Source organism: Arthrobacter sp. RCC_34, assembly GCF_041360795.1.
In the GTDB taxonomy this organism is placed as follows: domain Bacteria; phylum Actinomycetota; class Actinomycetes; order Actinomycetales; family Micrococcaceae; genus Arthrobacter_E.
Map to the genome: position 1 here is coordinate 1,621,849 of NZ_JBFUPW010000001.1, position 25,492 is coordinate 1,647,340.

A 25,492-nucleotide genomic window follows, 5' to 3' on the forward strand; every position below is an offset into this window, starting at 1 on the left:
CCGGCCCGTCCGGCCTCCACTCATCGAGAGGACCCTCACCCATGAGGTTGCACACTTTCCGCCGACCATTGCGTCCTGTCACCTGCGCCGTCGCGTCGCTCGGCTTGGTCCTGCTCGGCTCCGGGGTCTCCGCCCAGGCCACCGTGACCGAAGCCTCCACACCCGTCCCGGTGAATCCACCGGACGGCACCGTCATGAGCTACGTGGTCAACGCCGGACAGGCAAACCCCGGCCAGACCCGGAAGGTCGAGCAGGCCGTCACCGCCGCGGGCGGCGTCGTCGTCCAGAGCTGGCCGGAGATCGGCGTCGTCATCGCCCAGTCAGACCGTTCGGCGTTCCGCGACCGCGTCAAGGCGGCCGGCAAGAACGCCGTCCAGTCCGTCGGCGCGACGCGGACGGCCGAGGTGACCGACAAGGTCACCGGCCCCCAGGTCCCGTGGGGTCCCGGCGCCTCGGGCTGGAACAAGGGGAAGAACAAGCCCGTCAACGGTGACGAACCCACCACCCTGGTCCCCGCGGGCCCGGCAGATGCCATGGAATCCCAGCAGTGGGACATGGCCCAGATCAAGGCCGACCAGGCCAACAAGGTCACCGACGGCAACCGCAAGGTCCTGGTGGGCGTTCTCGATTCCGGCATCGATCCCACGCATCCGGACCTCGCCGCCAACATCTCCGTCCCGGACTCGGTCAATTGCACCGCCGGTGGACGCCCCGACCAGACCCCCGGCGGCTGGTACCCGACCACCTCCGACCACGGGACGCACGTGGCCGGCACGATCGCAGCCGCCCGCAACGGCGTGGGCATCGTCGGCGTCGCGCCGAATGTGCGCCTGGCCGCCGTCAAGGTCGTCAGTGACGCCGGGTTCATCTACCCGGAGTACGCCATCTGCGGGTTCATGTGGGCCGCGCAGCGCGGCATGGACGTCACCAACAACAGTTACTACATCGACCCGTTCGAGTTCTGGTGTGATGACCAGCCCGATCAGGCCGCCGTCCGCGAGTCCGTGGCACGTGCTGTGAACTGGTCCGTCAAGCGCGGCGTGGTGAGCTCGGCCGCCGCCGGAAACTCGAGCGTCGATTTCACCCTCAACACCCAGGATGACGGCAGCCCCAACGACGCCCCGGCGCCGACGCCGCGCACCATCAACCAGGGCTGCAAGGACATCCCGTCGCAGCTGCCCGGCGTCGTGACGGTGTCCTCGATCATGAAGACCGGACAGCTCTCCTACTTCTCCAACCGTGGACTCGGCGAGATCGACGTCGCCGCCCCGGGGTCGAGCATCCTGTCCACGATCCCGAAGGGCAAGTACGGCCTGAAGAGCGGCACCTCCATGGCGTCTCCTCACGTCGCCGGTGTGCTGGCGCTCATGAAGTCCGCACATCCGGAGCTGACTCCGGCCCAGATGGTGGCGAAGCTCCGCGCCGATGCCACCCCGACGCCGTGCTCGGCGCCGCAGGCCAACATCGGCCCGGCCTGCACGGGCACCACCGAGCTGAACAGCTACTACGGCTACGGCATCGTGAATGCCCTGAAGGCGGTGCAGTGACGGCCTCCGGCGGTCACTGACGACACGAGGCCCGGGACTCCGCCCCACCAGGCGAGGGTCCCGGGCCTCCCTTTTGCCGGCCCGAGGTGACAGGATGTGGCCATGGACATCACCATCCTGCAGCCCGAGGGCCTCGTGAAGAGCCCTGCCTTCAGTCATGTCGCCATCGTCCCGCCCGGAGCGACCACCATCTACGTCGGTGGTCAGAACGGGGTGGACGAGAGCGGCCGTGTCGTCTCCGACGACGCCGCGGAGCAGTCACTCCGCGCCCTCGGGAATGCCCGGCTCGCTCTGGAGGCGGCCGGAGCCGGGCTGAGCGACGTGATTCAGTGGACCGTGCTGATCCAGGCCGACGCCGATCTGCGCGCAGCCTACGGGGCGATCGCGCCGCTGCTCGCCCGGGACGGCGCCCCTCCCCTGGTCACGGCGGCGCTGGTCGCGGGGCTGGGCGTGCCGGGAGCCCTCATCGAGCTCAGCGCCGTCGCCGCCGTCGTGCGGTGAACACTGCGTGCTGAACGCTGTGCGCTAGGCGCCGAGCGCTGACCACTCAGCCGTTCGGCACGCCCTGGGTGAAGCGCGGCCCCGTGCCGTCCGTGTTCTCCCAGAGCACGGACACGTCGAGGGGCAGCGGCAGGCTCAAGGGCGTTCCGAAATCGCGGTGGTAGTCCGCGTCGTCACTGAGGACCACGACGGCGTCGCGGTTCAGCTCGGAGATCACCACGGCGATGGGCTCGGGGTGATCCTGCACCGCGAAGCTCCACCGACGGGCCAGGTAGGACAGCCCCAGCTCGGCGAGGCGTTCCTCGGCTTCGGTGTACTCGGCGGGCTCTCCGTGCGGACGTCCCAGGAGGTCGTAGGGCTGGAACTCCTCCCCCACCATGTCCAGATAACCGACGGTCTCGCCGTCGTCGGGCCGCGTCGCAGGGAACCAGCTTTCAGGAATCATGCTTCCCATTTTCCCTCGACTGCTCCATACGATGCGCGAATTCCCCGATTTCGGTGGATTTCGGCATCCTATGGAGCAGTCGATGAGTGTTTTGAGACAAGGTGAGTGGTTTTAGACAAGGAAGGCCGCCACGGTTTCCCGTGGCGGCCTTCCTCATGTGATCAGTTCACCGGAGTGAACGTCTCACGAGGCAATCAGTTGCCGGTCAGCTTCTCGCGCAGAGCGGCGAGAGCCTCGTCGGAAGCCAGGGTGCCGGACTCGGCAGCCGGGGCCTCGGAGGAGTAGCTGGTCGGTGCGGCGTCTGCAGAGCCGGTGGTGGCGGCTGCAGCGTCGTCGGCCAGGTGCTGAGCAACCTGCTTCTTGTGGGACTCCCAACGCGACTGGGCGTCAGCGTACTGCTGCTCCCAAGCGGCGCGCTGGGTCTCGTAGCCCTCAAGCCACTCGTTGGACTCCGGGTCGAAGCCCTCCGGGTACTTGTAGTTGCCCTCTTCGTCGTACTCGGCAGCCATGCCGTACAGCGCCGGGTCAAACTCGGTGCCTTCCGGATCCACGCCCTCGTTCGCCTGCTTGAGGGAGAGGGAGATGCGGCGACGCTCGAGATCGATGTCGATGACCTTGACGAACAGCTCGTCGCCCACGGACACGACCTGCTCGGCGAGGTCCACGTGGCGGACGGCCAGCTCGGAGATGTGCACCAGGCCCTCGATGCCGTCTTCGACGCGAACGAACGCACCGAACGGAACCAGCTTGGTGACCTTACCCGGAACGACCTGGCCCAGCGCGTGAGTGCGGGCGAAGGTCTGCCACGGATCTTCCTGGGTGGCCTTCAGCGACAGGGAGACACGCTCGCGGTCCAGCTCGACGAGCAGAACCTCGACGGTGACCTCCTGGCCGACCTCGACAACCTCGGACGGGTGGTCGATGTGCTTCCAGGACAGCTCGGAGACGTGCACGAGGCCGTCGACGCCACCCAGGTCCACGAAGGCACCGAAGTTGACGATGGAGGACACGACGCCCGTACGGACCTGGCCCTTCTCGAGCTTGTTGAGGAAGGTGGAGCGGACCTCGGACTGGGTCTGCTCGAGCCAGGCACGGCGGGACAGGACCACGTTGTTGCGGTTCTTGTCGAGCTCGATGATCTTGGCTTCGATCTGCTGACCGATGTACGGAGCCAGGTCGCGGACGCGACGCATCTCCACGAGGGATGCCGGGAGGAAGCCACGGAGGCCGATGTCCAGGATGAGACCACCCTTGACCACCTCGATGACGGTACCGGTGACGACACCGTCCTCTTCCTTGATCTTCTCGATGTCGCCCCAGGCACGCTCGTACTGCGCGCGCTTCTTGGAGAGGATGAGGCGGCCTTCCTTGTCCTCCTTGGTGAGAACGAGGGCTTCGACCTCATCGCCAACAGCGACGACGTCACCGGGGTCGACGTCGTGCTTGATGGAGAGTTCGCGGGAGGGGATGACACCTTCGGTCTTGTATCCGATGTCAAGAAGGACCTCATCGCGGTCGACCTTGACGACAGTGCCTTCGACGAGATCGCCATCGTTGAAGTACTTGATGGTGGCGTCGACGGCGGCGAGGAAATCCTCTTCGGACCCGATGTCGTTCACTGCGACGACGGGGGTACCGGACTTCTCGGTAGAGGTGATGGTCATGTAGTAGGGGCTCCGATGTGGATAGTTAGTCGGTCAGGCAGATCCGCCACGCTCAGGGCGCGGACACGAGGACCATCCTGATGTGTTGGATTGATTCGCGCGTACGCGTAACGCACGCCCTACTAGTTTACCGTCCCGCGGCAACGCCGGTCAAAGCCGCTTTCCCGAGCTCGAACACCGTGCTCAGATGCGCGAAGTGAAGACCCCGTCCCAGCATCCCGGGAAGGCCTGCCACATACCCCTCGCCCGTGCCTGACCTGGGCTGATTGAAGTGCGAGATCACGACGTCACCGGCCTTCACCTCCGCCAGCTGACCGGCGACCATCTCCGGCGTGAAGGTGGCGCCGCCGTCGGCGTTCACGGAGAAGTTGGCGGGCAGCAGACCGCAGCGCCGCACCATGGCGGCGGAGACCTCATCGTAGTGGGCCGTGCCCGGACGGAAGGCGAGCGGCGCGCGGCCGGTCAGCGCGGAGAGGCCTTCCTGATTGCCCATGACCTCGTCGTACGCCTCACCCAGATTCGCGGTCCCCGGGATCCCGTAGGCGCTGCGGCCGCTGACCGAGAGAGGACTGTGATGCACGCCGTGATTGGCGATCTCGAAGAGCGGATCCGTGGCGAGTTCCCGCAGGAGACCGGGATTCCGGCGGGCCCAGCGCAGATTGATGAAAAGGGTGGCCGGGACCTGGTGACGGCGGAGCGAGCGGATGAGTTTGCGGTCGAATCCGGAGCCGCCCGGGCCGCCGCATGCGTCGAATGTCAGCGCGACCGAACGGCTGCGGCTGCCCAGCGCCACGCCGGTGACGTCTAGGCCCCATTGCGTGGGGATCCGGCGTCCGAATTCAGCAAGGATCTCCCGGCGCGTCACCACGGGCAGGACGGACGGCGTGGGCCGAGGACGCGCGACGCCGGGTGCCGGCGTCGCCGCGGGTACGGCACCGGCGGCCCCACCCGCTGCGCCGCGCGGCGGAGTCTCGGGAGCGTCCCCCGGGTCGCAGGCCACGAGGCCGAGTCCGAGGGAGGCGGCGATGCCCAGGAACAGGGCACGACGACCGGGATCCGCAGGCCCGCCCCCGAGCCCTTCCCGGAGATGACGCGGGGAATACACCGCCTCAGTGTAGTCCGGGATTCCTGACGAATCGCTGTTAATCGGCACTTCCCCGAGGAGCCGCTCTTCTCAGAAGTGCGTGTGGCAGTGCACCGGTCGCTCGGGGGTCAGGAAGAGGCCCAGACGCTCCACCGCGCCCGGGACGTGTTCCTGGATCCGGCCGGCCTCCGCCAGCGTGGCCGCGGGGACCCCTCCGAGGTAGACCGAGCTCAGCTCCGCGACGCCCAGGGTGAGTTCCACGGTGGCGTCGTCCACGTCGTCGTCCCCGACCTCGGTGACGGTGGCGGTCCCGCCGACCACCACGACGCGGTACGTCCCGCTCACGAGATCCAGAGGGTCCTCCACCCGGAGCACCAGACTTCCGTCCAGCGGGTAGCGCTTCGCCTCCAGCGCGGCCTTGACGTCCAGGATCCGAAGCCACAGCATGTCCCGCGGCTCCTTGGCCTCCACGCAGCGCGGATCCTCAAGCGCCCACTCGAGCGCGTCCTGCGCCGGGGCAGACTCCACCTCGATGCGTTCCACGAGATCCAGGCTCGCCAGGAAGGCCCACAGCCCCAGATGGGCTTCCGGAGTGGCCGCCACGAAGTCGACGACGGTCATCGTGTAGGGCTCGGTGTTCCAGCCCTTGAAGCGGTAGGAGACGTAGCCGTCCGGGGTGCCGTCGGCGTCGTAGTGCAAAGCGGCCCGCAGGTCCTTGCTCTCCTCACCCTTCTCGTCCATGAAGCCGGAAGCGAGCATCGGGTAGAAGCGTGCACGGCCGATGGAACCCGGGGTCGCCGCGTGGAAGCGGTCGAAAATGCCCTCGGCGAGTTCCAGCAGATTGCGCGGATCGGTCAGTTCCACCCGGCCGGTCGAGGCCTTGCGGAGCCGGAAGCGCGAGGTGACGTCCACGGTCAGCGACCGTTCGTAGGTGGCCACGCCGAAGCCGAAGCGGCCGTAGATGCCGCCCTCGGAGGCGGTCAGCGCCGCGATGGCCAGGCCGTTCTCCTGGGCACGCCGCAGGTCCTCGGTCATGAGCCGGGTCAGCAGGCCCTTCCGCCGGTGGGTGGGCCGGACGGTGACCGCCGTGATGAGGTGCGCCGGGATCTCCTGGCCACGTCCCACGTTGAGGTTCTTGGTGAAGGTTCCGAAGGTCGCCACGGGCGATTCAGTGGCCAGACCGTACTCCGGCGTGGACTCCTGGTAAACGCCGGTGAAGACCCGGTTGTCGTGGCGGGCGTTGCGCAGGATCTTGGCGATCAGGTCGTCGCCCGGCATCGAGTCGTGGAATCCGAGCTTGACGGCTTTGCACCACTCGGCGAAGCGGGAGATCTGGTCTTCTGGAAGGGTGGCGGCGTCAAAGCTCTGGACAGTGTATTCCCCGGTCAACTGCGTCATGACCCGAGCCTATCGTGGACCCCGGCCGATTTCGAGGGATCCTGAAAGGAGCCTTTGACATGACGGGCGGCACCACCTGCAGACCGGCCCTGGCGCCTTGCTTCAGTCCCCCAGGAGGCTCTCCAGGGTGGCCCGGGCCAGCGGCGTCTCCTGGGAGTAGCGGGCGACGACCGCGCCCATGACGTCCTCCACCCGGAGATCCGGCGACAGATCCTGGACGCTCCCCGCCGTGGCGGGAGTCCACTCGAGTCCGAGCGCCGCATACGAGTCGGTCAGGACATCCCGCAACGGGCCGGAGTCCTCCACCACGATCACTGAGCTGAAAAGCCAGGCGCCCGACACCACGCGCTGCGCCGTGCCGATGAGCTTCACCTGGTGCGACGGGAACACCGGGTCGTCACCGTGCACGCTGAACTCCCCGGGGCAGTACTCCCCGGGGATCTCCCCGACGGCGGCCAGCACACCCAGGGACCGCAGGGACTCGGCGAGCAGTTCCCCGTAATGCGAGAACCGCGCTTTCGCTCCCGCGATCGCATCCGCCCGCGGCTCGATGTGATCGACCACGAGGCAACCGCGGTGATAGGCGGCGGCACGGCCACCCGCCTTGCGGATCAACGGTTCGAAGCCCCGGTCACGGCACGCCTGGGCTGCGGCGTCGAACCCCGGCAGTTTGGCGTCCCGCTGCCCGAAGGCCACCGTCGGCTCAGGCCGGTACAGGCGCAAGGTGGGGCCGATCAGTCCGTCCTGGGCGCGGCGGAGCAGACGGAGTGCCAGGTCCAGGTCCTCGGCCGGCCCGAGGGTGTGCTCCTGATGCACCACGGTCAGGGGCGCGACAGTCAGGGGCGCGACAGCGGCCGCGTGCCGACCGGTCATCCCACGGCCCGGATGGTGAGGATCTGCTCGGCCCTGCCGAACGGGCCATGGAGGTCATGCAGGACCGTGGAGGTCAGACCGATCCCGTCCGCGCCGAACGAGACAGAGTTGTCCAGGCCGAGCCAGGTGCCCGACGGCTGACGGTACAGATGGATCTGGAGGTCCGTGTTCGGCCAGGCGTAGCCACCGGGGCCGGGCTTCTCCCGGGCCGCGATGCCGTTGGTGGTGTCCACGAGCCCCATGAGACGCACCCACTCGGGCGTCTCCTGGCCTGCGACGAGAGGGTGCCGGGTCGAGACCCAGACACAGCCGTTGCCACGCCGGTGGTGTCGGGCCACGCGCACGTCGAGGGAGGCGATGTAGCCGCCCGGCCACAGCGAGGCGACGTCGAACGGGTCGCATTCCTCGAGCGACGGCATCGGTTCGTCCTCGACCGCGGCGATGGCCGAAGTGTCGGTCATGATCAGGCGCCAGGCGGAAGCGCGGATCGCCACGCGCTCCACACCCTTGGCATCGGGTGCCAGCAGTTCCGCCTGAACCAGCTCGATGGTCTTGCCGGGCCGGATCGTCTCGCACCGGATGGAGAACTCGCCACCCGGGATGAGACCGAGGATCTCAAAGGAGAGCCGGGCCATCCGCAACTCGGGCCGGGGATCATGCTGCGCCAGTTCGCGGACCATGAGCCCGCTGGCCGGAGCCATGTGCTGCTCGTGGGGATTCCAGGCGCCCTGCGCGTGGATCGTGGACTGGTATCGACCGTCGCCGAGCGGGACGTAGTAGGAGTCCCCTCCGGCCAGTTCGGGCAGGTTCACACCGCGTCCTTCCTCGCTGGAGCCCAGCGCGTGGAGGTGGGCTCGCCGAGGCGGTCAGGGCTTGACGTCGGCATCCACCGGGGTGACGGCCGCGCGCAGGCTGCGTCGCCGTCGTCGTACAAGTACCAACGCTACAACGGCCAGGACCACGAGCGCCGCTGCGACCCAGGCCCACGGCGAGCCCGCCATGAGACCCAGCCAGGTGTCGATCAGCGCCAGGATGGCGGTCGCGTATAGGAGGGCCCAGATGATGGAGCCCAGGGTGACGGCGGGAAGGTAGCGCTTGAGGGGCATGCGCCCCGCGCCGGCGGTGAAGTTCACCGCGGTCTGGATGCCGATCGTGAGGAAGGACACGACGACGGCGCCCGGCCCCCACTTCGCGATCCAGCGTTTCGCGGTGCCCGCCTCGGCTCCGCTCAGGCGATGCGCGAGCCTGGTCTTCTCCAGCCCGTTGACCGCGCCGCGCCCGATCCAGTACGTGGCGTTGGCGCGGCACATGACGATCACGAACAGCACCGGGAACGCCACGTGGAACGGGAGATTGAGGAGGAAGTCCATCCCCTCCAGTGTGACGCATCGGCCTCCACCGGGATGGTGACGGTGCGTCAGCAAACAGGATGGTTCCCCGGGGTCAGCCGAGCAGGAATGCCCTCATCTGCGGCACGAGCGCGGCCGGGTCCGAATTGTGGGTCTGGCCGGGGATGGCCAGCGCCTTGCCGTCGGGAACCGCGGCTGCGACGGCCTCGGCGGAGGTCTCGGCCCACTGCGGGCTGTCCCCTCCGTACAGCGACAGCACGGGCGCCTCGACGCCGGCGAGCTCCTCGATCGGCACCGAACTGTCACCGACGATCTGCAGATCGTACGTGACCGTGTGGCCTAGTGCTTCGAGCCCTGCCCAGAACGGCATCTGCCGCATCGCGGGATCCCAGGGGGCGCCGACGTGCCGGATGAAGTTCTCCACGGCGTCTCCGGGCCGCCCCGCGGCCGCCGCTTCGCGTTGCTGCTCCGCGAAGGCACGCCAATCGGTGGTCTGTTCGGTCAGGAACGGGGGTTCATAGGTCACGACGCGGTGCACCGGAAGTCCGGATGCCACCGTGAGGAGGCTCAGGATGGCGCCCGAGGAGTGTCCGTACACGGAAACCGGCCCGTCGAACTCCGCGGCGACGGCCTTCAGATCTTCGATCTCGCGTTCCGCGGACCACGGCTGGGTGTCCCCTGACTCGCCGCGTCCCCGCCGGTCGTAGCGGACCACGGTGAAGGCGTCCTCCAGGAGTGGGACGTAGCCCGCGGCGGAGTTCTTGTCGTTCAGGGCGCCGCCCACGATGAGGAGCGGGTGCCCGCTCCCCTGGGCTTCGTACGCGATCCGGGTGCCATCGGCTGAAGTGACGAAGGAGGTCATGTCACTTGTCTACCCGCATCGGGGTCCGATGTCACCCCCGGTCTCCACGCGTCATCCCTCCGTGCCGGGGGAAGAAAGCCGGACCCCGTACTGTTGTGGTCTGCAGAAACTCAGACACAGACCCGATCAAGCACAGCCCCGAGAGGAACCCGTGGACTTCACCCCCGAATCCGGCAGCATCACCATGTTCTCCACCGAATGGTGCGGCTACTGCAAGCGCCTGAAGAAGCAGCTCGACGCCCAGGGCATCGGCTACCAGGAGATCAACATCGAAGAGGTCCCGGGCACGGCTGAACTGGTGGAACAGCTCAACAGCGGCAACCGCACCGTCCCGACGGTGCTGTTCCCGGACGGCTCCGCCGCCACGAACCCGAGTGCGGCCGAGGTCAAGGAACGCCTCGGGGTCTGACAGCCCAGGTGCGCGGAGGGGACTCTGACAGCCCGGCATGACCAGGCTGTCAGAGCCCTTCAAGAAAGCTCCTCTACACTCCAGCCATGCGCTCCGAACCACCGAACCACTCCTGGCAGGCCGCGCGCACCGGACGGATCGAAGCCCAGCGGGGCCTTCCTCCCGAAGACCCGGGCGCCTACGGACACCCGGGATCGCCGGAGCCGCAGGGAGCCTGGGCCGAGGAGACTCCGCCGGCCCGCGGCCGCCGTCCGCGCCGCGACAAGCGGCCACGCGGCGTCGTCCCCGCCCCTGCCCCACGATCCCGGCCGGCCGGCAAGGATCAACAGCCGGAAGCATCGTTTCCGCCCCCGCTCGCCACGCCAAGCCGCCGCCGGAAGGTCCTGAAACGCGTCACGGTGAGTATCGCGGTGGTCCTGGTGGTGCAGTTCCTGTCGGTCCTCAGCTACAACTGGTTCACTCCGCCACGGACGTCGTACATGTTCCAGAGTGGCGAGCCGATCGTGTACCAGTACGTCTCGATCGACCACATCAGCCGCTTCGCCCTCGCCGCGACGATCGCCCACGAGGACGAACAGCTCGGCACCCGTGTCGGCGCCTTCACCTGGGAGGAACTGACCCAGCGGGCCGAGGCCTGGCAGAAGGGCGAGAAGGACCCGAGCGGGTCGACCATCCCCCAGCAATTAGTCAAGAACATCTACCTCTGGCCCAGCCAGGACCCCGTGCGCAAGACTCTTGAAGCCGGCCTCGCCACGGAGATGAGCCTGACGGTTCCGGCCAAGAGGGTCCTGGAGCTCTATTTGAACTACGCCCAGTTCGCTCCCAAGCTGTACGGGATCTGCGCCGCGAGCTGGTACTACTTCAACACCCCGCCCTGGGCGATGACCGAGCACCAGGCGGGCCAGCTCATGGGCGTCCTTCCATTGCCGGAACGGGTGCGCAGAGCTCCGGAGGGTGGCATCGACCTCGGCCCGAGCGCCGACCCGCTCGCCTGGGATCTCATCAACGGCGCGGCCAATGTCTGGGTCCCACGCCAGATCGAGGGCATGGGCGGCTGGCAAGCGACCGTGGCGACCGTCGGCATCACCGATCTGGCCAGCGACCACGCGGCGGACCGGAACTCGGGCGACTCCTGCTCCACGATGCCGGCTTCGGTGTCGAAGCGCATCGCCGAGGATGCCGCCGGGCGGTGACTCCCGGGGCCGATCAGCCCTGGATCAGTCCTGCTGCCCTTGTCAGTCCTGCTGCCCTTGAAGGACGTCGTGACCGGGACGGGGAGCCCGGAGCGAGATGAGGATCGCCGCGAGCGGGCCCAGCACCGGGAACATCAGCACCGCGAGGGCCAGCACCAGCCGATACGCCGGAGTGAGCGGCTTCCCGACCAGGAGCAGGATCCACGCCACGATCGCCAGCACCACGATGACGGCGCCGATGACCACGACACCCACTTCCCAGCCGGTGGGCACGAGCGGATTGGGTGACTCTTGCATGGGCCTGCCTTCTGTCGGGATGCGAGCAACCCCTTCAGCCTAACCGGGAGTGACCTCTCAGCCGTCCGCGGCTCGTGCCGCACCGCCCGCGATCCGGAACGACGGGCGGTACCCCCGAAGCCGGACCTGGAGCCGGAGCTGCCCCTGCCGTGCCAGGACCACCGAGACGACGGCCGCGGCCACGGCGGGCGCCACCCCGGAGACGAACAGCGAGACGTGAGGTCCGAAGCGCTCGGCGAGAGAACCCATCATCGGGCCGCCGAGTGCCTGGCCGCCCATGAGCACCACGAGGTAGAGGCTCATCACGCGGCCTCTGATGGCGGTGTTGGAACTCGTCTGCACGAGCTGGTTGGCGGCGGTCAGGAAGAGCAGCGAACAGAATCCGGAGCACACCATGAGGACGCAGAAGGCCACCAGTCCCGGCGCCAGGGAGGCGAGGCAAAGCATGACCCCGTAGGCGCCCGCGGCGAACACCGCGGATCGGACCTGGAGTCTGCGGCGCCGGGTCGACGTGACGGCGCCCAGGAGCGCACCCAGCGCGAGCATGGCGTTCAGCAGGCCGTAGCCTCCGGCGCCGACGTCGTACACCCGGTCCGCGAAGGCCGCGAGCTGGACCGGGAGGCTGAGGGCGAACAGCGACACGAAGGCCGCCATGAGCCAGGGCCACCGGATGGTCGGCTTGCGGAGCGCGTACTGGACCGCCTGGCGCACCATGCCCTTCTGGCGGGGCGCCGAAGCGGTGACGTGCAGTCGGTCGCGGTTCATGGCGGTAAGACTCAGCACGGTGCAGCAGCAGGCCAGCGCGTTCAGCGCGAACGCCCAGCCTGCGCCGACGGCGTTGAGCAGCACCCCGGCGAGGAACGGCCCGATCAGACCGCCGAGCTGGAACACGGTCGAGTTGACGCTGATGGCATTACGGAGGTGCTCGGGACCCACCAGTTCGTTGACGAACACCTGGCGGGCCGGCTGGTCGAGAACCGTCACGAGGCCAAGGATCAGCGCGATCAGATAGCAGTGCCACACTTCGATGCGGCCGCTGAGCGCCAGGAGGGCGAGACTCGCGGCCAGCAGCGCCGCCGCGCTCTGGGTCGCGATGAGAATCCGCCGCTTGGGAAGCCGGTCCGTCAGGGCGCCGCCCCACGGTCCCAGCAGGAGCGATGGCAGGAACTGCAGCGCCGCGGTCACACCGACCGCCGTCACAGAGCCGGACAGCTGGAGGACCAGCCAGTCCTGGGCGATACGTTGCATCCAGACCGCGATGACGGCCACGAAATGACCGGCGGTGAAGATCCTGAAATTGGGGATGGAGAGGGAGTTGAACGTCTGCCGCCACGGGAGCTTTTCGGCGACGACGGCGAGGGGCTGGGTTGCGGGGCTGGTCACGGAACTGGCTGGGTGCGGCGCGGTGGCCGGTGGGGGCGTCACGGAAGTCCTCGGTTCAGGTTCTCGGAGTGTGAGTCCACCGTAGGCTTGCGCGATTCCATTGCAGAAGAGAATTATGACTATAAGTGCCATTGCGTATCGCAATGACCTTGGATGCCTGGAAACACGGGGATCCTGCGTCCACAGAGTCCTGCCGGAAAGGCGCTCCCATGTTCGATCCTGTTCACCTCAGATCCTTCCTCGCCGTCGCCGAGACGCTCAACTTCACCCAGGCGGCGCAGCGGCTCGGCCTGGCCCAGCCCACCGTCAGCCAGCATGTGCAGAAGCTGGAGGCCGCGGCGAAGAGGTCCCTCATCGTGCGCGACACCCGGGAGGTGCGCCTCACCGACAACGGCGACGCGATGGCCGGCTTCGCCCGGACCATCCTGGCGGAGCAGGACGCCGCGGCCCGTTACTTCGCCGGCTCGGCCATGCGGGGGCGCCTGCGCTTCGGGGCGGCGGACGATCTGGCGAACACGAGTCTGCCCAGGATCCTGCGCGAGTTCCGGCAGCTGTATCCGGAGATCAACCTGGAGCTCACGGTCGGACAGAGTGACCAGCTGCACCGGCGTCTCAAGGCCGGCCAGCTGGACCTCGTGTTCGTCAAATGGGTGGCGGGAGCCGCCGAGGGCGAAGTGGCCCGGCACGACTCCTTCGCCTGGGTCGGCCTGGGACAGACCGTGCTGCCCGACGACTCCCCCGTGCCGTTGGTCGCCTACCCGGCGCCGAGCCTGAGCCGGAGACTGGCCATCGACGCCCTGGAATCGCAGGGGCGACGCTGGAAGGTGACATGTTCCACCCGGCAGATCGCCGGTGTGCTGGCCGCCGTCCGGGCCGGGCTCGGCGTCGCGGTCATGCCCTCGACGCTCATCCCCGAGGACCTGACGGTCATCACACGGCGCTTCGATCTCCCGCCCGTGGGGGATGTGGATTTCACCCTGATCCGGAATCCTTCGGCGAACACCGACGTGAGTGACGCCCTCATCCGCGCGATCGTGGGGCGCGGACTCAAGTGGTGAGGCAGGGTGGAGAATCCGGCTCAGTACCAGTTGTTGGAGACTTCGTGCGCCCAGGCTCCGCACGGTGAGCCATAGCGGTCCCGGATGTAACCGAGGCCCCATTCGATCTGTGTGCGGTAGTTCGTGAGCCAGTCGCTGCCAGAGCTGGCGTACTTGCCGGCCGGGAGCGCCTGCGCGATGCCGTAGGCGCCGGAAGACGCATTGGTCGCCGTCGTGAGCCAGCTCGACTCCTGCGTCCACAGCAGTTGCAGGCACTGGAACTGGTCCTGTCCCCAGCCGTAAGATCCCAACCGGCCCGCAGCATAGGACTGGGCTCCGGCGGGGTCGTTGACGGCTCCCCCGGGGTCGGGCGGCACGACGACGGGCGGCTGAGGCGCCGGGTCAGGTGCGCTGGGCGCCGGACTGCTCGCAGAACCTGCCTGAGTTGCGTTGGCCGCGGCCAGCTCCCGCTCGCGTTCCTGTTCCGCAGCCGCTGCAGCCGCTGCGGCCTGTTCCCGGGCACGCTGCTCGGCGGCGGCGCGCTTGGCTGCCTGCGCCGCTTCGTACGCGGCAAGAGCCTCCTGACCCTGCTGATACCGCGCTTCGACGGAAGCCGTGGTCCCCTTCAGCGAGGCGAGCTGCGCCGTGAGTTCCTGGCCGTGCTGCTTCTGCTGGGCGAGCTGAGTGTCCATGGCGGTCTTCGCGGCCTGGGCGGCATCGAGCTTGCGCTGGGCATCATCCGCCAGACGCTGCCGCTCAGCCTCGGCGCGCTGCTCCTGGTCGCTGAGGGACCGCACCGTGTTCTCTGCGGCGGACGACTTCGCGAGCAAAGCGGAGGCCCGGCCCGTCACCACCTCCAGCACGCTGAGTCCTTGCAGACGATCCGGCTGGATGGACTGGAGATCCGGGATGCCCGGGAGGTCCAGGCTGCCGCTCTTGTAGGCCTGCACGGCCAAGGAGCCGTACTCCTTCCGGTACCGCGCGGCTTCCGCGGTGGCCTGGCGGAGCTGCGCCGACAGCCCGTCCGCCTTCGCCTTCGCGACGCCGAGGGCCGCATCGGCCACGGCATACTCTCCCGACGCGACGACGGCGGCGTTGCCCCGCTTCTCCGCTTCGGTCTCCAATTGCCCCAGCAAGCCTTTGATCCTGGTGATCTCGGCGGCCTTCGCGCCTTCGCTCTGCTTGGCTTGCTGAACGTCGCTCCACGAGGGGTAACCACTCGGCGGGGTGTCGTCGTCCGCCACGGCTCCGGGCAGCAGGCCGCTGCAGAGCAGCGTCACGGTGAGTGCCGCGGCGAGCGTCGGGGCTGCGGCACGGCGGGCAAAGCTCGACATACTGCCAGAGATTACCGGCCCGCCGGCGTCTTTCCGCGGAGCCGACGGGTCTCTTCCGAGGATTCACAGGGTAATCGCAGAAACCCTCAGGCGATCAGAGCCCTCCGAGGAGCGTGTGCAGGAAGTCCTCGCCGACGACGGGGATGCCGTAATCCCTCGCTCGCCTGGCTTTGAGGGACAGGCTGTCCGGGTCCGCGGCGATCACGAGTGCGACGGCCCGAGTGACAGTGGGGTGGACCGGATACCCGGCCGCTCCGAGGCGTTCGGTGATCTCGTGACGAGGACTGGCCATCTGTCCCGTGAGGACGAGCCGCTGGCCCGGGATGACGGGAACCGTGGGAGCGGGCCCCGTTCCAGGTGGCGTGGGGGCCGGTTCCTGGAGCAGTGCGTCGATGTGCTCGCCCGGGACGCCGAGCCGGGACGCCTCCGCATACAACCCGGACACACTCTCCGGGGAAAGCATGCCATCGGTCCAGGCCGCCGCGAGTCGGCGACGGAGACTCTCCAGCTGGTCGCTGCCGGCGCGGGACAGCCCAAGGTGTCCCGCACGGGCCGGAACGGACCAGGTGGTGTCTGCCGACCGTTCGAGCGCCGCCGCCCAGCCCGGGTCCTCCGGCGCCATGCTCAGGTAGGCGCTCAGCACATGCGCGGTGGCTTCGGCGTCGGCACCCGCGGTGTGTGCGTCCTCCAGCAGCAGGCCGAAGGCGTTGCAGCAGTCCTGGAGCGACCGGCCCGCACCCGGCAGGAACGTCCGGGCCAGGCGCATGGTGCAGACGACGTCCTCCGCCATCACGGGGAACTCCTCGCCCGCACGGAGGAACTCCGCGGTCAGGAAGCGGTGGTCGAACCGGGCGTTATGCGCGACGAAAGCCCGCCCTTCCAGCCGGCGCATGACCTCCGGCAGGACATCGGCGAAAAGCGGTGCGTCGCGCACCTGCTCGGCGCGGATCCCGTGGATGCGCTGCGGGCCGAGGTCGCGCTGCGGGTTGACGAGAGTCTCCCAGCGGTCGCGGACGGTGCCGTCGGGGTCGACGTGGACGACGCCGATCTCGGCCACGCGGTCCCTTCCGGGGACCAGGCCGGTGGTCTCGACGTCGACCACGGCGAAACCCGCGCTCACTGGGCCGGCCTCAGGGGGTCAGCCTGCGGCAGGAAGCTCGGTGTCGGCGGCGAGTTCACGCACCAGGGCCTCACGCTCCGCGGCGCCGCCGTTCTGCAGGGCGCGGCCAGCGTCGCTCACGGTGGCCTTCTTGCCCGTGACCTCGAGGTATCCGAGGTCGCGCAGGCTCAGCCACAGGGTGTTCAGGTGCTCCAGCTCGGCCATGGACCGGACGACCTGCGGCAGTCGGCCGTCGGCGTCGGCCCTGGCCGCCACCTCATCCTCGGAGAGACGCTTCTGGGAACCGACCGCGTGCACGCCGACGGCCGCGGCGGCGCCCGCGATGTCCGCCAGACGCAGAGATCCGGTGGCCGTCAGCTCTTTGCCATCGCCGAGCCACTCCAGGAGGGCGACGGCGTGGTGGATGTCGTCAGCGGAAGCGTCGGACGTGTCGGACGTGCCGGCGGCGCCAGTCTCGACGGGCGCGACCGCTTCCTCCGGCGTGTCCTCATCCTGGCTGAGGACGAAGTTCTCGAGGAGCACCTCGAGGTCCTCGGCGGTGCCCGTCCACGAACCCGTGGCGTCGAGGAATCCGAGGTACACCTGAAGGTCGTCCGTCATGACCTGGAAGACCCGGCTCTCCCCCGCCTCGCTCATCGCCTGGAGCTGGGCCATGGCCTGCAGGAAGACGTCGGCGTCGAACGCGGTGGCGGACACCGGGGCGCCGCTGGCGCCGTACAGCCACAGGAACTGCTTGACCGACTGGAGCACCTGCAGCGCCTCGGCACCCGTGTTCCCGTCCGTCTCCTCGTACCAGCGCACGAAGGCGAGAGCCTGGGTGTCGACGGCGCGATCGGCGTTCTTGTACAGGGCTTCGCTCTGCTTGAGGGCTGCCGCCTGCTTCTTATCCTGACGCGGCTTCTTCCGGTTCCGGCTCATGGTCCTCCGTTGTCGTTCAGCTACTGACCCCGGCTCCGGGCACGCGTGAGCTCACGCGGCATGTCCGGGGAAGCTTCCATGATAGTGCCAGCCGCGCTCGACGGGCCCGAGGAACCGCGTCGGATGACGGTAATGTGCCACGCGTCACCCCACCGCCGGATGCCCCAGATCGGCCACCGCGAGGAGGACCCGTTCGGGGTGCTCCGCGATCCGATTGAGCACGTAGAGCCACCATTCGGGCCCGTAGACGATGTACTCCCGGGTGGCGAAACCGTCGGCGTGCAACGCGTCGAGCAGCTCCGTTCCGAGCCCCTGCAGCATCTCGAACTCGACGTGGTCCTCCCGGAGCGTGTCGCCGTGCCGAGTGCGAAGTTCTTCGACCAGTGCGGCGTCGTGGGTGGCGAGGTTGACCCGGTGCCCGCTCGTGAGCAGCCGCTCCGCGAACCGGTGATAGGCCGCGATCATGGGCTCGGAATCCCGCGGATACGCCACCGATGAGGGTTCGAGGAAGGCGCCCTTCACCAGACGCACCGGCCCGGACCAGCGCAGCACGCGTTCGAGGTCCTCCGGCGTGCGGTGCAGCCCGGCCTGGAGCGTGATTCCGGTCTCCGGGAAGTCCGAGGAGAGCCGCTCCCAGAGATCGAGCACCAGGTCGGTGCGGTCAGAACCCTCGGCCGAGATCATCACGGAGGCGCCGGCGTCGCGGGCCGCCTGGGCGACCCGCGACGCGTTCGCGAGGCCCAGCTCCGGCGAGACGAGCGATCCGAGGTGGGAGAGATCGAAGGAGATCGTGGGGGCCGGGACCGGAAACGGGGACCCGGGCCGGCCGAGCCGCTGTGCCAGTTCCACGAACGCCTCGGTCTCCTGTGAGGCGACCGCCGCGTCCCGCACGGATTCGCCCACGCATTCGATGCTGCCCCGGTGCCCACGACGTGACGCCGACTTGAGGACCGTCAGCGCGCCGTCGACGTCGGCCCCTGCCGTATAGCGTGCGGCGACACGTCCGGCGACGACCGCGAGCGCAGGGTCGGCCATGGTTCTGGCTTTCAGGTCCTCATCGAGGGCCCAGCGGCGGAGCGTGTCGGAGACGGTGTGAAGCGTTGCAGCGGTGATGTCCATCCGGACAGTCTGCTGCGGATGCGCCTCGCCGTCTTGTACGAAGTTGCGTCAGCCCTGGTAGGTGCCGGGCGTTGCCGCGACGTGAGACCGGAACACCCGGTGGAAGTGGCTCTGGTCGGTGAAGCCGAGCGCGTATGCGGTCTCTGCGGGCGACCGACCCTCGCGCAGCAGGGCGCGCGCTTCGATCACTCGGTCGTTCTGACGCCAGGCGATGGGAGGGAGTCCCGTAGCGTCCTTCACGGCGCGGATGAGCTGGTACTTGTCCATACCGAGCAGTCCGGCGAGTTCGTCGAGGCTGGGGGTGGCCGCATCACTCCGGAGCCGGTCCAGGACGGGCGCCAATGAGGGATCCGCGGAGGGCTCCGGACTGGGCGCGCCCCGGTACAACGGAGCGAGGTCCAGGCAGGCGGCGAGGGCCTCCACGAGCAGGGCCTGCACCGCGGCCGGCTCCTCTCCACGGAACAGTTCGTCATTGAGGCGGCTGAAGACGCCGTGCAGGCCGGGTTCACGGAATACTGCGACGCCGTCGAGCAGTCGCGTGGCGCCGTCCGGCAGGAGGCTGGTGATCCAGTCCTGGTCGGCGTGGATCATCTGGTAGGTCCACAGGCCGCTCTGCCGGTTGCAGGAATGCACGGTGTGCGCGGGGATCAGCAGCACGTCCCCCGGCTCCAGCTCACAGCGTGTGTCACCGCTCCCGGCGAACACCGCCTGTCCTGCATCGATGAGTCCGATGGAGAAGCGGTCGTGGGTATGGGGCCGGTAGCAGGACACGGCCTGGCAGGAGCGCCGCGATTCCAGCTGGGGCATGTCGCGGCTGCGCCAGAATTCGGTCATGTCACTGACGGTACCGTGTCCCGCGCTCAGGCTCCCTTCCGGGTCTCCGTCTTCTTGGCCTTCGCGGCTTTCTTGGCCGGAGCCTTTTTGCCGGTGCCCGCGGGCTTCCTGCCCGTGCCGCTCTTCGCGGTCTCCCCCTTGCCAGCCCCGCCCTTCTTCCGTGCCCGCGAGCGCTCGACGCTCTGCTTGAGAGCCTCCATCAGATCGATGACCTGGCCTCCACCCGATTCCTCCCGTCCGAAGGTCTCCTCCGTGTCGAGCGAGTCGCCGGCACGCCGCTTCGCCTCGATCAGGGTCCGCAACTGTTCCTGGTAGTCGTCGTGGAAGGCGGAGGGGTCGAAGTCCTCGGAGAAACTCTCGACGAGGGCCGCGGAGAGCTGCATCTCCTTGGCACTGATGCGGGTCTTCTCGTCCAACGCAGGGAACTCGGGTTCACGGATCTCGTCCGGCCACAGCAGGGTCTGCAGGAGCAGAGCGTCCCCCCTGACGCGGAGAGCCGCCAGCCGGGTCTTCTGGCGCAGGGCGAAATGCACGACCGCGGTCCGGTCCGTCTTCTCCAGGGTGCGGCGCAGCAGCACGTAGGCCTTGGCGTTCTTCCCCGCGGGCTCCAGGTAGTAGCTGCGGTCGAAGAGCAAGGGGTCGAGCTGATCACTGGGGACGAACTCCACCACGGTGATGTCGCGATCGTGCTCCTGCGGGATGGACTCCAGGTCCTTCTTCGTCAGGACGATCGTCTGCTCGTCGTCCGCATAGGCCTTGTCGATGTCCTCGTACTCGACCACCTTGCCGCACACCTCGCAACGGCGCTGATAGCGGATGCGCCCGCCGTCGGCGTCGTGCACCTGGTGAAGATCGACGTCGTGGTCCTCCGTCGCGCTGTACAGCTTGACCGGGACGTTCACGAGGCCGAAGGTGATGGCTCCGCTCCAGATCGCTCTCATCCTTACAGTAGAGACCCCGCAAACGTCAACGGTCTACCTCTTGCGTGGGGACCGGGCCATGATGTAGTCATGGCACAGCGCGACGGCGAGGTGCGGCTCGGCGGGCACCGTATCCGGGTGACGAAGCTGGACAAGGTGCTCTACCCCGAGACCGGCACCACCAAAGAAGACGTGATCGCGTACTACTCCGCGATCGCGAAGACGATGATCCCCCACTGCCGGGAGCGGCCGGCCACGCGGAAGCGATGGCCCGATGGCGTGGGCCCGGACGGGAGCGGGGCGTTCTTCCAGAAGGACCTCGGCGATTCCTACCCGGACTGGGTGCACACCGGCGAGATCCAGCACAAGGATCACCTCAACACGTACCCGCTCGTGGATGACGCGGCGACGCTCGTGTGGCTCGCCCAGCTGGCCTCGCTGGAGATCCACGTGCCCCAATGGCGTTTCACCGCCGAGGGGAAGCCGGGTTCCCCGGATCGCCTGGTGTTCGACCTGGATCCCGGGGACGGCGTCGAACTGACTCAGGTCGCCCAGGTGGCGTTCCTGGTCCGCGATCTGTTGCGGGACATGGGGCTTGAATCCATCCCTGTGACGAGTGGCAGTTCCGGCATCCACCTCTACGCCGCACTCAATGGCGAGCTGAGTTCCGACGATGCGTCCGCCGTCGCCCACGAACTGGCGCGTTCCCTGGAGGCGGACCATCCCGAGACGATCACCAGTTCGATGAAACGCGCGCTTCGCCCCGGAAAGGTCTTCCTCGACTGGAGCCAGAACAACGCTGCGAAGACCACGGTGGCCCCGTACTCATTGCGCGGGCGGGCCCGCCCCATGGTGGCGGCGCCGCGCACCTGGCGTGAGCTCGCCTCTCCCCATCTGCGCCATCTGGAATTCCACGAGGTCCTGCAGCGCGTGGAGAAGCGCGGCGATCCGCTGGCGGCTTTACTCCGTGCGGGCGCGGGCAGCGGCGCCGGCAAGGGTGCGGGTGCGGCGCCCGACCGATTGACCGAGTACCGAGCCAAGCGCGACGCCGGCCGGACCCCGGAACCGGTCCCGGCCCCGGGTGACAGCGATGACGATGCGGAGGGCGACCAACGGCGCTTCGTGATCCAGCGCCACCAGGCACGCCGCCTCCACTACGACTTCCGCCTGGAGCATGACGGGGTGCTCGTGAGCTGGGCCCTGCCGAAAGGCGTGCCCGACGACGGCGCCGTCAACCACCTCGCCGTCCCCACCGAGGATCACCCCCTGTCCTACCGGACTTTTGCGGGCACGATCCCCCGGGGCGAGTACGGGGCGGGCACGGTGGAGATCTGGGACAACGGCCACTACGACCTGGAGAAATGGCGCGACGACGAGGTCATCGTCACGCTGCACGGCAGCCCCGGCGGCGGGCTCGGTGGCCCTCGTCGGGTCGCGCTGTTCCGGGCCGGCGAGTCGGGCGGCAAGCCCCGCTGGATGATCCACCGCATGGAGCTCGAGGACGAGGACCAGCCGGCGCCACCGGAGTTCACCCCCTCCGGCGCCTCCGATCCCGCGGACTTCACCCCGATGCTGGCCGAGAGCGCACCGCTCGCCTCGCTCCCCCACCTCGACCCCGGCGAGTGGGCGTTCGAGATGAAGTGGGACGGGATCCGGGCGCTCGCCGTCGTCAAGGACGGGAGACTGCGCCTGGTCAGCCGCTCGGGTGGCGACCTGACCGCCTCCTATCCCGAGCTGCACGGTCTCCCGAACCTGATCAACGCCGAGCAGGCCGTGCTCGACGGGGAGATCGTCGCCCTTGCCGACGGCGTTCCAAGCTTCTCGAAGCTCCAGCAGCGGTTCGGGCTGACTGAGCCGGGCCAAGTCGCACGCGCTCGCCAGGCCGCACCGGCCGCCTACTTCCTGTTCGATGTTCTCCAGCTCAACGGCCGTGACTGCCGCTCGCTGGGCTATGAGCAGCGCCGTGAGCTCCTCACCGCGGTGATCGGGCCGCCCTCGGACGGGCCGTTCGCCGTGCCGGACGTCTTTGATGGCTCGGGCGAGCAGGCGCTGGACGCCGCGGGTGAACTGAGCCTGGAAGGAGTGGTCGCCAAACGCCGCGACAGCGCGTACCGCTCCGGCTCGCGCTCGCAGGACTGGCGGAAGTACCCGCTGCTGGACACGGCAGAGGTGTACGTCATGGGCTGGCGGGAGAGCGACGCCGAGCCGCGCGGTTTCGCGTCACTGCTTCTTGCCGAGCGGCGGGATGGCACGCTGCAGTACGCCGGGCGGGTCGGCACGGGGTTCTCGACGCGGGAACGCCGGGAGATCCGGGAGCGGCTGGAAGGGCAGGAGCGACCTGATGCGGCGGTGGAGGTCCCGGCGGAGATCCGGCGTGGAGCACATTGGGTCGACCCCGACGCGCTCGCAGAGATCGAATCGCGGGGACGCACTGGTGACGGGATCCTCCGGCAGCCGGTCTGGCGTGGCTGGCGGCCGGACAAGGGGTGAGGTGCATGCGCAGAAGGGCATGACCCATCAGAACGGTGGCGGGTCCTGACCCGTCATCTTGGGATCCTTCGTCCGCGTCGCCGGGGCCGGAGGATCGTCACGATGGATGCAACCCGTGGGGCTGGTCCACTCGAGGACCCCTCTCCCCAGTTGCCGGACAGTCCAGCGGGAGTGATGTTTCAGCACGTGGTGCCTCCGGCAGAGCCCGGCGAGATTGACGGAACTCGTCGTACCGCCGTGCGCCGCATCCTCGGTGTGGTCGAGGTCCAGCGACGCGGCGCGGATCCCACAGCCGGGAAAGCGACATCGGGCGTCCCGGGCCACGAGGTACCTGCGCAGGTCGGCGTTCGGACGGTACCGGTCAACGGCCAGGACCGCACCGGACAGCGGGTCGGTCAGCACTCGGTTCCAGGCGGGCTCCGCGGAGGCCAGGCAGCGAGCAGTCTCCGGGTCAAGGACGAAACGCCCGTTGAGTTCCGCGGCCACGCCATGATGTCCAGCACCGCCGTGTGAGGCCACCGGGCTGTGAGACCAGACACGACTGTCACTCCCCGAGCCGAGGCCGTGGGCTGGAATCGTGCGCCGCTCAGAAACTCTCCATGATCCGCCAGACTCCTCCGAGGACCGAAGCATCTCCACGGGAATCGTCACATCGACGCGGGCACGGATCGCCGCGAGGTGTCCCTCCGGGTCCGCCATGCTCTGAGGCGCACCGGTCAGCAGCATGTCGGCCAGCAGATCGGCCCGGAGCTGGTCCAGGGTGCACACATCGCCGGGGCTGCTGCCAGGCGTTACTGGCGCCTGCGCGGACACGTGCGCACCCTGAGCACCGGAGTCTCGGCAATGAGCCGTATAGTCCCGCGCCATATCCGTCAAACGGCCGTGAATCCCGTGAGCCACCGCGGCAGGCAGAACCGCCGTCAGCTCCGCCATCCCATCGGGCAGGGGCGACACCCAGACGCGTCGTTCGGCTCGAGCCCGCTCGAAACGGAGAGCGAGAGCTTCCGGCCGGACCCTTTCCGCTTCCCGGACCGCGAACCGCCTCAGCCGTTGCGGCACCGAGTTCTCAGGGTGGGCGACCACGCGGGCCTCATACCGGGCGCGCACGTCGTCATCGTCCAGGTCAGCGGCAACGTCCCGGATCACCCGGGTGTGGGCGAGGCTGATCCGTCCCTCGCTGAATGCACGCAGCGTTTCGGGGAATCGCACCACGAGATCCGCGGCCTCCGCCATCTGCCGTTGAATGGTCCGGTCACTCGTACGGGTCGCTGTCCCGATCTCGGCCGCCACGGAGCGCTCGGCGAGCTCTGCCGCCCGCGCGTCCCAGGTGAGCGGGTCGAAGCCGGCCGGCACGCCGTCGTCGTCGGACGTCAGGGAAGGCGCCAGGCCGGCTGCGAGGGCGAGCAGCATCTCGCGGCTCGCCTGCATCTGGGCGATGACGCGGTCCGCCGCGACGATCGCCTCGGTCAGGGCACCGAGCGCATCCCAGGGATCCGTCACGGCCGCCGAGTCCGGAGGACCGAGAGGTTGAGCTCCAAGAAGCTGAGCACTGACTTCCATGACCCCATTCTTCGGCAGGGGTCTGACATTTATTTCTGCATTCGGCGAGTATTCAAGCCGGCCGCGATCAGCCCTGGAGCGTGGCCAGGTCCGCGGGTTCGCCGGTCCAGGTGCCGGTGTCCTCCAGGAAGTCGAGGTAGGAGTGCATGGCGGCCCCCAGGAAGTCACTGAGGTCTTGTTTGCCGTCGACGCTTTCGGCCAGGACGTCATAGGCGGCGACGAACCCGTCGGGTGTGAACCCCGTGGCGGAGACGACGCCGGTCCCCTCGGCATGCGCGAACACGAAGTCCTGCACCACGTCCAGCACGGCGGCAGCGTTCCACAGGCCGACCGGCTCCTCGTGCTCGGCGAACCACGCCACGAAGGCCGGAGTCACGACGTCGACGGCCCGCCGCGCCTTGCCCCGGAGCGCCTGCTCCTCCTGAACTGCGCCGCCGGCTCGGCTCGTGCTGCGCTTCTTCTTGGCCATGGGGTTCCTCTCGGACGGGAGTGACAGGGCAGGAGTGACAGGTCCGGAGAACCCGAAGGGTAGACTCGCGGCGTGACGATGCCTTCCATTTTTCCTCATGCCACGTTCACCGGCGCTTACGGCGACAACGCGACGAACAGCTGGTACCCGGCGCAAGCGGTGCTCGAGGAGGGGATCGTCACGCTCTGGGTCGGGTCGCCGACCGGATGGATGCAGTATTTCAGTGTTCCCGCGGCTGAGGTCACCGTGAAGTCGGCCGCGCAGCGCATCACCCTCACGGTAGCGGGCCGGAACTACCCGATCCTCGCCAACCCGGGAGCGGTGTACCAGGCGCTCAACTTCGGGGCGGCGAACGTCGTCGGAGAGATCACCGGGAACCAGACCCTCGGCGCCATGAGCACGGCCGGGCGGGCCATGAATCAGGTGGGCGCCGCCCAGGCCTTCAACGCCGGGGGCGGGAACGAGTTCCTCGCCGCGATGCGAGCCTCCGGAGCCCGCGTCTCGCGGCTCGGCTACGGAGCGATCGCCGCCATCGGCTGCGGCGCCGGGCTGCTCGTCGTCATCCTGGTGGTCGTCATCACCGTGTGGACGCTGAACCTCTAGCCGCAGCAACGCTCCCCAGCACACGACGGCGGCCGCCCACCCCAGGTGAGCGGCCGCCGTCGTGCGTCAGACGCAGCGCTTCA

25 protein-coding genes are annotated in these 25,492 nt (G+C 68.5%); 7 read left to right on the forward strand and 18 right to left on the reverse strand.

Annotated elements, in window-relative coordinates; translation table 11 throughout:
• Positions 1–41: 41 nt before the first annotated feature.
• Both AB6732_RS07645 and AB6732_RS07650 read left to right on the forward strand, forming a co-directional pair.
• Positions 42–1,547, forward strand: coding sequence for a S8 family serine peptidase (locus tag AB6732_RS07645; RefSeq protein ID WP_370959370.1), 1,506 nt, complete (start codon positions 42–44; stop codon positions 1,545–1,547).
• 102 nt (positions 1,548–1,649) lie between these two features.
• Positions 1,650–2,048, forward strand: coding sequence for a RidA family protein (locus AB6732_RS07650; protein WP_370959371.1), 399 nt, complete (start codon positions 1,650–1,652; stop codon positions 2,046–2,048).
• Positions 2,049–2,094: 46 nt separating this feature from the next.
• Here AB6732_RS07650 and AB6732_RS07655 read toward each other — a convergent pair whose 3' ends face one another.
• From AB6732_RS07655 to AB6732_RS07690, 8 genes are all read right to left on the reverse strand, one after another.
• Complete coding sequence (locus AB6732_RS07655) at positions 2,095–2,493, reverse strand: hypothetical protein (RefSeq protein WP_370959372.1); 399 nt, start codon at positions 2,491–2,493, stop codon at positions 2,095–2,097.
• 194 nt (positions 2,494–2,687) lie between these two features.
• Complete coding sequence (rpsA, locus tag AB6732_RS07660; protein WP_066212868.1) at positions 2,688–4,157, reverse strand: 30S ribosomal protein S1; 1,470 nt, start codon at positions 4,155–4,157, stop codon at positions 2,688–2,690.
• Positions 4,158–4,284: 127 nt separating this feature from the next.
• Positions 4,285–5,262, reverse strand: a complete 978-nt coding sequence (locus AB6732_RS07665; protein WP_370959373.1) for a polysaccharide deacetylase family protein — start codon at positions 5,260–5,262, stop codon at positions 4,285–4,287.
• Between the two features lie 69 nt (positions 5,263–5,331).
• Positions 5,332–6,639: a GNAT family N-acetyltransferase gene (locus tag AB6732_RS07670; RefSeq protein ID WP_370959374.1), complete on the reverse strand. Its 1,308-nt coding sequence runs from the start codon at positions 6,637–6,639 to the stop codon at positions 5,332–5,334.
• Positions 6,640–6,741: 102 nt separating this feature from the next.
• Positions 6,742–7,512 carry a biotin/lipoate A/B protein ligase family protein gene (locus tag AB6732_RS07675; protein ID WP_370959375.1) on the reverse strand — a complete coding sequence of 257 codons (771 nt, stop codon included), beginning with the start codon at positions 7,510–7,512 and terminating at the stop codon, positions 6,742–6,744.
• Positions 7,509–8,324, reverse strand: a complete 816-nt coding sequence (locus AB6732_RS07680; protein ID WP_370959376.1) for a thioesterase family protein — start codon at positions 8,322–8,324, stop codon at positions 7,509–7,511. The genes AB6732_RS07675 and AB6732_RS07680 overlap by 4 nt, the downstream gene beginning before the upstream one ends.
• Positions 8,325–8,378: 54 nt before the next feature.
• Positions 8,379–8,882 (reverse strand): DedA family protein, encoded by a 504-nt coding sequence (locus tag AB6732_RS07685; RefSeq protein WP_066212881.1) that lies wholly within the window; start codon positions 8,880–8,882, stop codon positions 8,379–8,381.
• Between the two features lie 73 nt (positions 8,883–8,955).
• On the reverse strand, positions 8,956–9,723 hold the full coding sequence (locus AB6732_RS07690; protein ID WP_370959377.1) for an alpha/beta fold hydrolase: 768 nt from the start codon (positions 9,721–9,723) through the stop codon (positions 8,956–8,958).
• Positions 9,724–9,874: 151 nt separating this feature from the next.
• Here AB6732_RS07690 and AB6732_RS07695 point away from each other — a divergent pair, with 151 nt between their 5' ends.
• Both AB6732_RS07695 and AB6732_RS07700 read left to right on the forward strand, forming a co-directional pair.
• Positions 9,875–10,132 carry a mycoredoxin gene (locus AB6732_RS07695; RefSeq protein ID WP_066212886.1) on the forward strand — a complete coding sequence of 86 codons (258 nt, stop codon included), beginning with the start codon at positions 9,875–9,877 and terminating at the stop codon, positions 10,130–10,132.
• A gap of 86 nt (positions 10,133–10,218) precedes the next feature.
• Positions 10,219–11,325 carry a transglycosylase domain-containing protein gene (locus AB6732_RS07700; RefSeq protein WP_370959378.1) on the forward strand — a complete coding sequence of 369 codons (1,107 nt, stop codon included), beginning with the start codon at positions 10,219–10,221 and terminating at the stop codon, positions 11,323–11,325.
• 42 nt (positions 11,326–11,367) lie between these two features.
• Here AB6732_RS07700 and AB6732_RS07705 read toward each other — a convergent pair whose 3' ends face one another.
• The gene (locus AB6732_RS07705; protein WP_370959379.1) at positions 11,368–11,622 is read right to left on the reverse strand and encodes a hypothetical protein; all 255 of its coding nucleotides are present in this window, start codon (positions 11,620–11,622) and stop codon (positions 11,368–11,370) included.
• A 57-nt stretch (positions 11,623–11,679) separates the two neighbouring features.
• Positions 11,680–13,005: an MFS transporter gene (locus AB6732_RS07710; protein ID WP_370959380.1), complete on the reverse strand. Its 1,326-nt coding sequence runs from the start codon at positions 13,003–13,005 to the stop codon at positions 11,680–11,682.
• A 209-nt stretch (positions 13,006–13,214) separates the two neighbouring features.
• Here AB6732_RS07710 and AB6732_RS07715 point away from each other — a divergent pair, with 209 nt between their 5' ends.
• Positions 13,215–14,063 carry a LysR family transcriptional regulator gene (locus AB6732_RS07715; RefSeq protein WP_370959381.1) on the forward strand — a complete coding sequence of 283 codons (849 nt, stop codon included), beginning with the start codon at positions 13,215–13,217 and terminating at the stop codon, positions 14,061–14,063.
• Positions 14,064–14,083: 20 nt separating this feature from the next.
• On the opposite strand, the gene AB6732_RS07720 is transcribed toward AB6732_RS07715, so the two are convergent.
• From AB6732_RS07720 to AB6732_RS07745, 6 genes are all read right to left on the reverse strand, one after another.
• On the reverse strand, positions 14,084–15,376 hold the full coding sequence (locus AB6732_RS07720; protein WP_370959382.1) for a coiled-coil domain-containing protein: 1,293 nt from the start codon (positions 15,374–15,376) through the stop codon (positions 14,084–14,086).
• 94 nt (positions 15,377–15,470) lie between these two features.
• Positions 15,471–16,496 carry an exonuclease domain-containing protein gene (locus tag AB6732_RS07725; protein WP_370959383.1) on the reverse strand — a complete coding sequence of 342 codons (1,026 nt, stop codon included), beginning with the start codon at positions 16,494–16,496 and terminating at the stop codon, positions 15,471–15,473.
• An 18-nt stretch (positions 16,497–16,514) separates the two neighbouring features.
• Positions 16,515–17,414, reverse strand: a complete 900-nt coding sequence (locus tag AB6732_RS07730; RefSeq protein WP_370959384.1) for a hypothetical protein — start codon at positions 17,412–17,414, stop codon at positions 16,515–16,517.
• A 144-nt stretch (positions 17,415–17,558) separates the two neighbouring features.
• Positions 17,559–18,533, reverse strand: a complete 975-nt coding sequence (locus tag AB6732_RS07735; protein WP_370959385.1) for a proline dehydrogenase family protein — start codon at positions 18,531–18,533, stop codon at positions 17,559–17,561.
• Positions 18,534–18,581: 48 nt separating this feature from the next.
• On the reverse strand, positions 18,582–19,367 hold the full coding sequence (locus tag AB6732_RS07740; protein WP_370959386.1) for a helix-turn-helix domain-containing protein: 786 nt from the start codon (positions 19,365–19,367) through the stop codon (positions 18,582–18,584).
• Positions 19,368–19,393: 26 nt separating this feature from the next.
• Positions 19,394–20,308, reverse strand: coding sequence for a Ku protein (locus AB6732_RS07745; RefSeq protein ID WP_370959387.1), 915 nt, complete (start codon positions 20,306–20,308; stop codon positions 19,394–19,396).
• A gap of 69 nt (positions 20,309–20,377) precedes the next feature.
• On the opposite strand from AB6732_RS07745, the gene AB6732_RS07750 reads away from it, so the two are divergent.
• Positions 20,378–22,777 (forward strand): ATP-dependent DNA ligase, encoded by a 2,400-nt coding sequence (locus AB6732_RS07750; protein WP_370959388.1) that lies wholly within the window; start codon positions 20,378–20,380, stop codon positions 22,775–22,777.
• Between the two features lie 27 nt (positions 22,778–22,804).
• Here AB6732_RS07750 and AB6732_RS07755 read toward each other — a convergent pair whose 3' ends face one another.
• Both AB6732_RS07755 and AB6732_RS07760 read right to left on the reverse strand, forming a co-directional pair.
• A complete protein-coding gene (locus AB6732_RS07755) occupies positions 22,805–24,337 on the reverse strand; it encodes a DUF222 domain-containing protein (protein ID WP_370959389.1) in 1,533 nt (510 codons plus the stop codon).
• A 67-nt stretch (positions 24,338–24,404) separates the two neighbouring features.
• Positions 24,405–24,806: a hypothetical protein gene (locus tag AB6732_RS07760; protein ID WP_278268901.1), complete on the reverse strand. Its 402-nt coding sequence runs from the start codon at positions 24,804–24,806 to the stop codon at positions 24,405–24,407.
• A 72-nt stretch (positions 24,807–24,878) separates the two neighbouring features.
• On the opposite strand from AB6732_RS07760, the gene AB6732_RS07765 reads away from it, so the two are divergent.
• Entirely contained in the window at positions 24,879–25,409 is a 531-nt protein-coding gene (locus tag AB6732_RS07765; protein ID WP_370959390.1) for a hypothetical protein, read from the forward strand.
• Positions 25,410–25,492 lie beyond the last annotated feature (83 nt).

What these genes read in the sequence shown, in the direction of transcription:
- AB6732_RS07645 (WP_370959370.1), top strand. Translation starts at nt 42, where the DNA reads ATGAGGTTGCACACTTTCCGCCGACCATTGCGTCCTGTCACCTGCGCC.
- AB6732_RS07650 (WP_370959371.1), top strand. Translation starts at nt 1,650, where the DNA reads ATGGACATCACCATCCTGCAGCCCGAGGGCCTCGTGAAGAGCCCTGCC.
- AB6732_RS07655 (WP_370959372.1), bottom strand. Translation starts at nt 2,493, where the DNA reads ATGATTCCTGAAAGCTGGTTCCCTGCGACGCGGCCCGACGACGGCGAG.
- rpsA (WP_066212868.1), bottom strand. Translation starts at nt 4,157, where the DNA reads ATGACCATCACCTCTACCGAGAAGTCCGGTACCCCCGTCGTCGCAGTG.
- AB6732_RS07670 (WP_370959374.1), bottom strand. Translation starts at nt 6,639, where the DNA reads ATGACGCAGTTGACCGGGGAATACACTGTCCAGAGCTTTGACGCCGCC.
- AB6732_RS07675 (WP_370959375.1), bottom strand. Translation starts at nt 7,512, where the DNA reads ATGACCGGTCGGCACGCGGCCGCTGTCGCGCCCCTGACTGTCGCGCCC.
- AB6732_RS07685 (WP_066212881.1), bottom strand. Translation starts at nt 8,882, where the DNA reads ATGGACTTCCTCCTCAATCTCCCGTTCCACGTGGCGTTCCCGGTGCTG.
- AB6732_RS07690 (WP_370959377.1), bottom strand. Translation starts at nt 9,723, where the DNA reads ATGACCTCCTTCGTCACTTCAGCCGATGGCACCCGGATCGCGTACGAA.
- AB6732_RS07700 (WP_370959378.1), top strand. Translation starts at nt 10,219, where the DNA reads ATGCGCTCCGAACCACCGAACCACTCCTGGCAGGCCGCGCGCACCGGA.
- AB6732_RS07705 (WP_370959379.1), bottom strand. Translation starts at nt 11,622, where the DNA reads ATGCAAGAGTCACCCAATCCGCTCGTGCCCACCGGCTGGGAAGTGGGT.
- AB6732_RS07715 (WP_370959381.1), top strand. Translation starts at nt 13,215, where the DNA reads ATGTTCGATCCTGTTCACCTCAGATCCTTCCTCGCCGTCGCCGAGACG.
- AB6732_RS07720 (WP_370959382.1), bottom strand. Translation starts at nt 15,376, where the DNA reads ATGTCGAGCTTTGCCCGCCGTGCCGCAGCCCCGACGCTCGCCGCGGCA.
- AB6732_RS07730 (WP_370959384.1), bottom strand. Translation starts at nt 17,414, where the DNA reads ATGAGCCGGAACCGGAAGAAGCCGCGTCAGGATAAGAAGCAGGCGGCA.
- AB6732_RS07735 (WP_370959385.1), bottom strand. Translation starts at nt 18,533, where the DNA reads ATGGACATCACCGCTGCAACGCTTCACACCGTCTCCGACACGCTCCGC.
- AB6732_RS07740 (WP_370959386.1), bottom strand. Translation starts at nt 19,367, where the DNA reads ATGACCGAATTCTGGCGCAGCCGCGACATGCCCCAGCTGGAATCGCGG.
- AB6732_RS07745 (WP_370959387.1), bottom strand. Translation starts at nt 20,308, where the DNA reads ATGAGAGCGATCTGGAGCGGAGCCATCACCTTCGGCCTCGTGAACGTC.
- AB6732_RS07750 (WP_370959388.1), top strand. Translation starts at nt 20,378, where the DNA reads ATGGCACAGCGCGACGGCGAGGTGCGGCTCGGCGGGCACCGTATCCGG.
- AB6732_RS07755 (WP_370959389.1), bottom strand. Translation starts at nt 24,337, where the DNA reads ATGGAAGTCAGTGCTCAGCTTCTTGGAGCTCAACCTCTCGGTCCTCCG.
- AB6732_RS07760 (WP_278268901.1), bottom strand. Translation starts at nt 24,806, where the DNA reads ATGGCCAAGAAGAAGCGCAGCACGAGCCGAGCCGGCGGCGCAGTTCAG.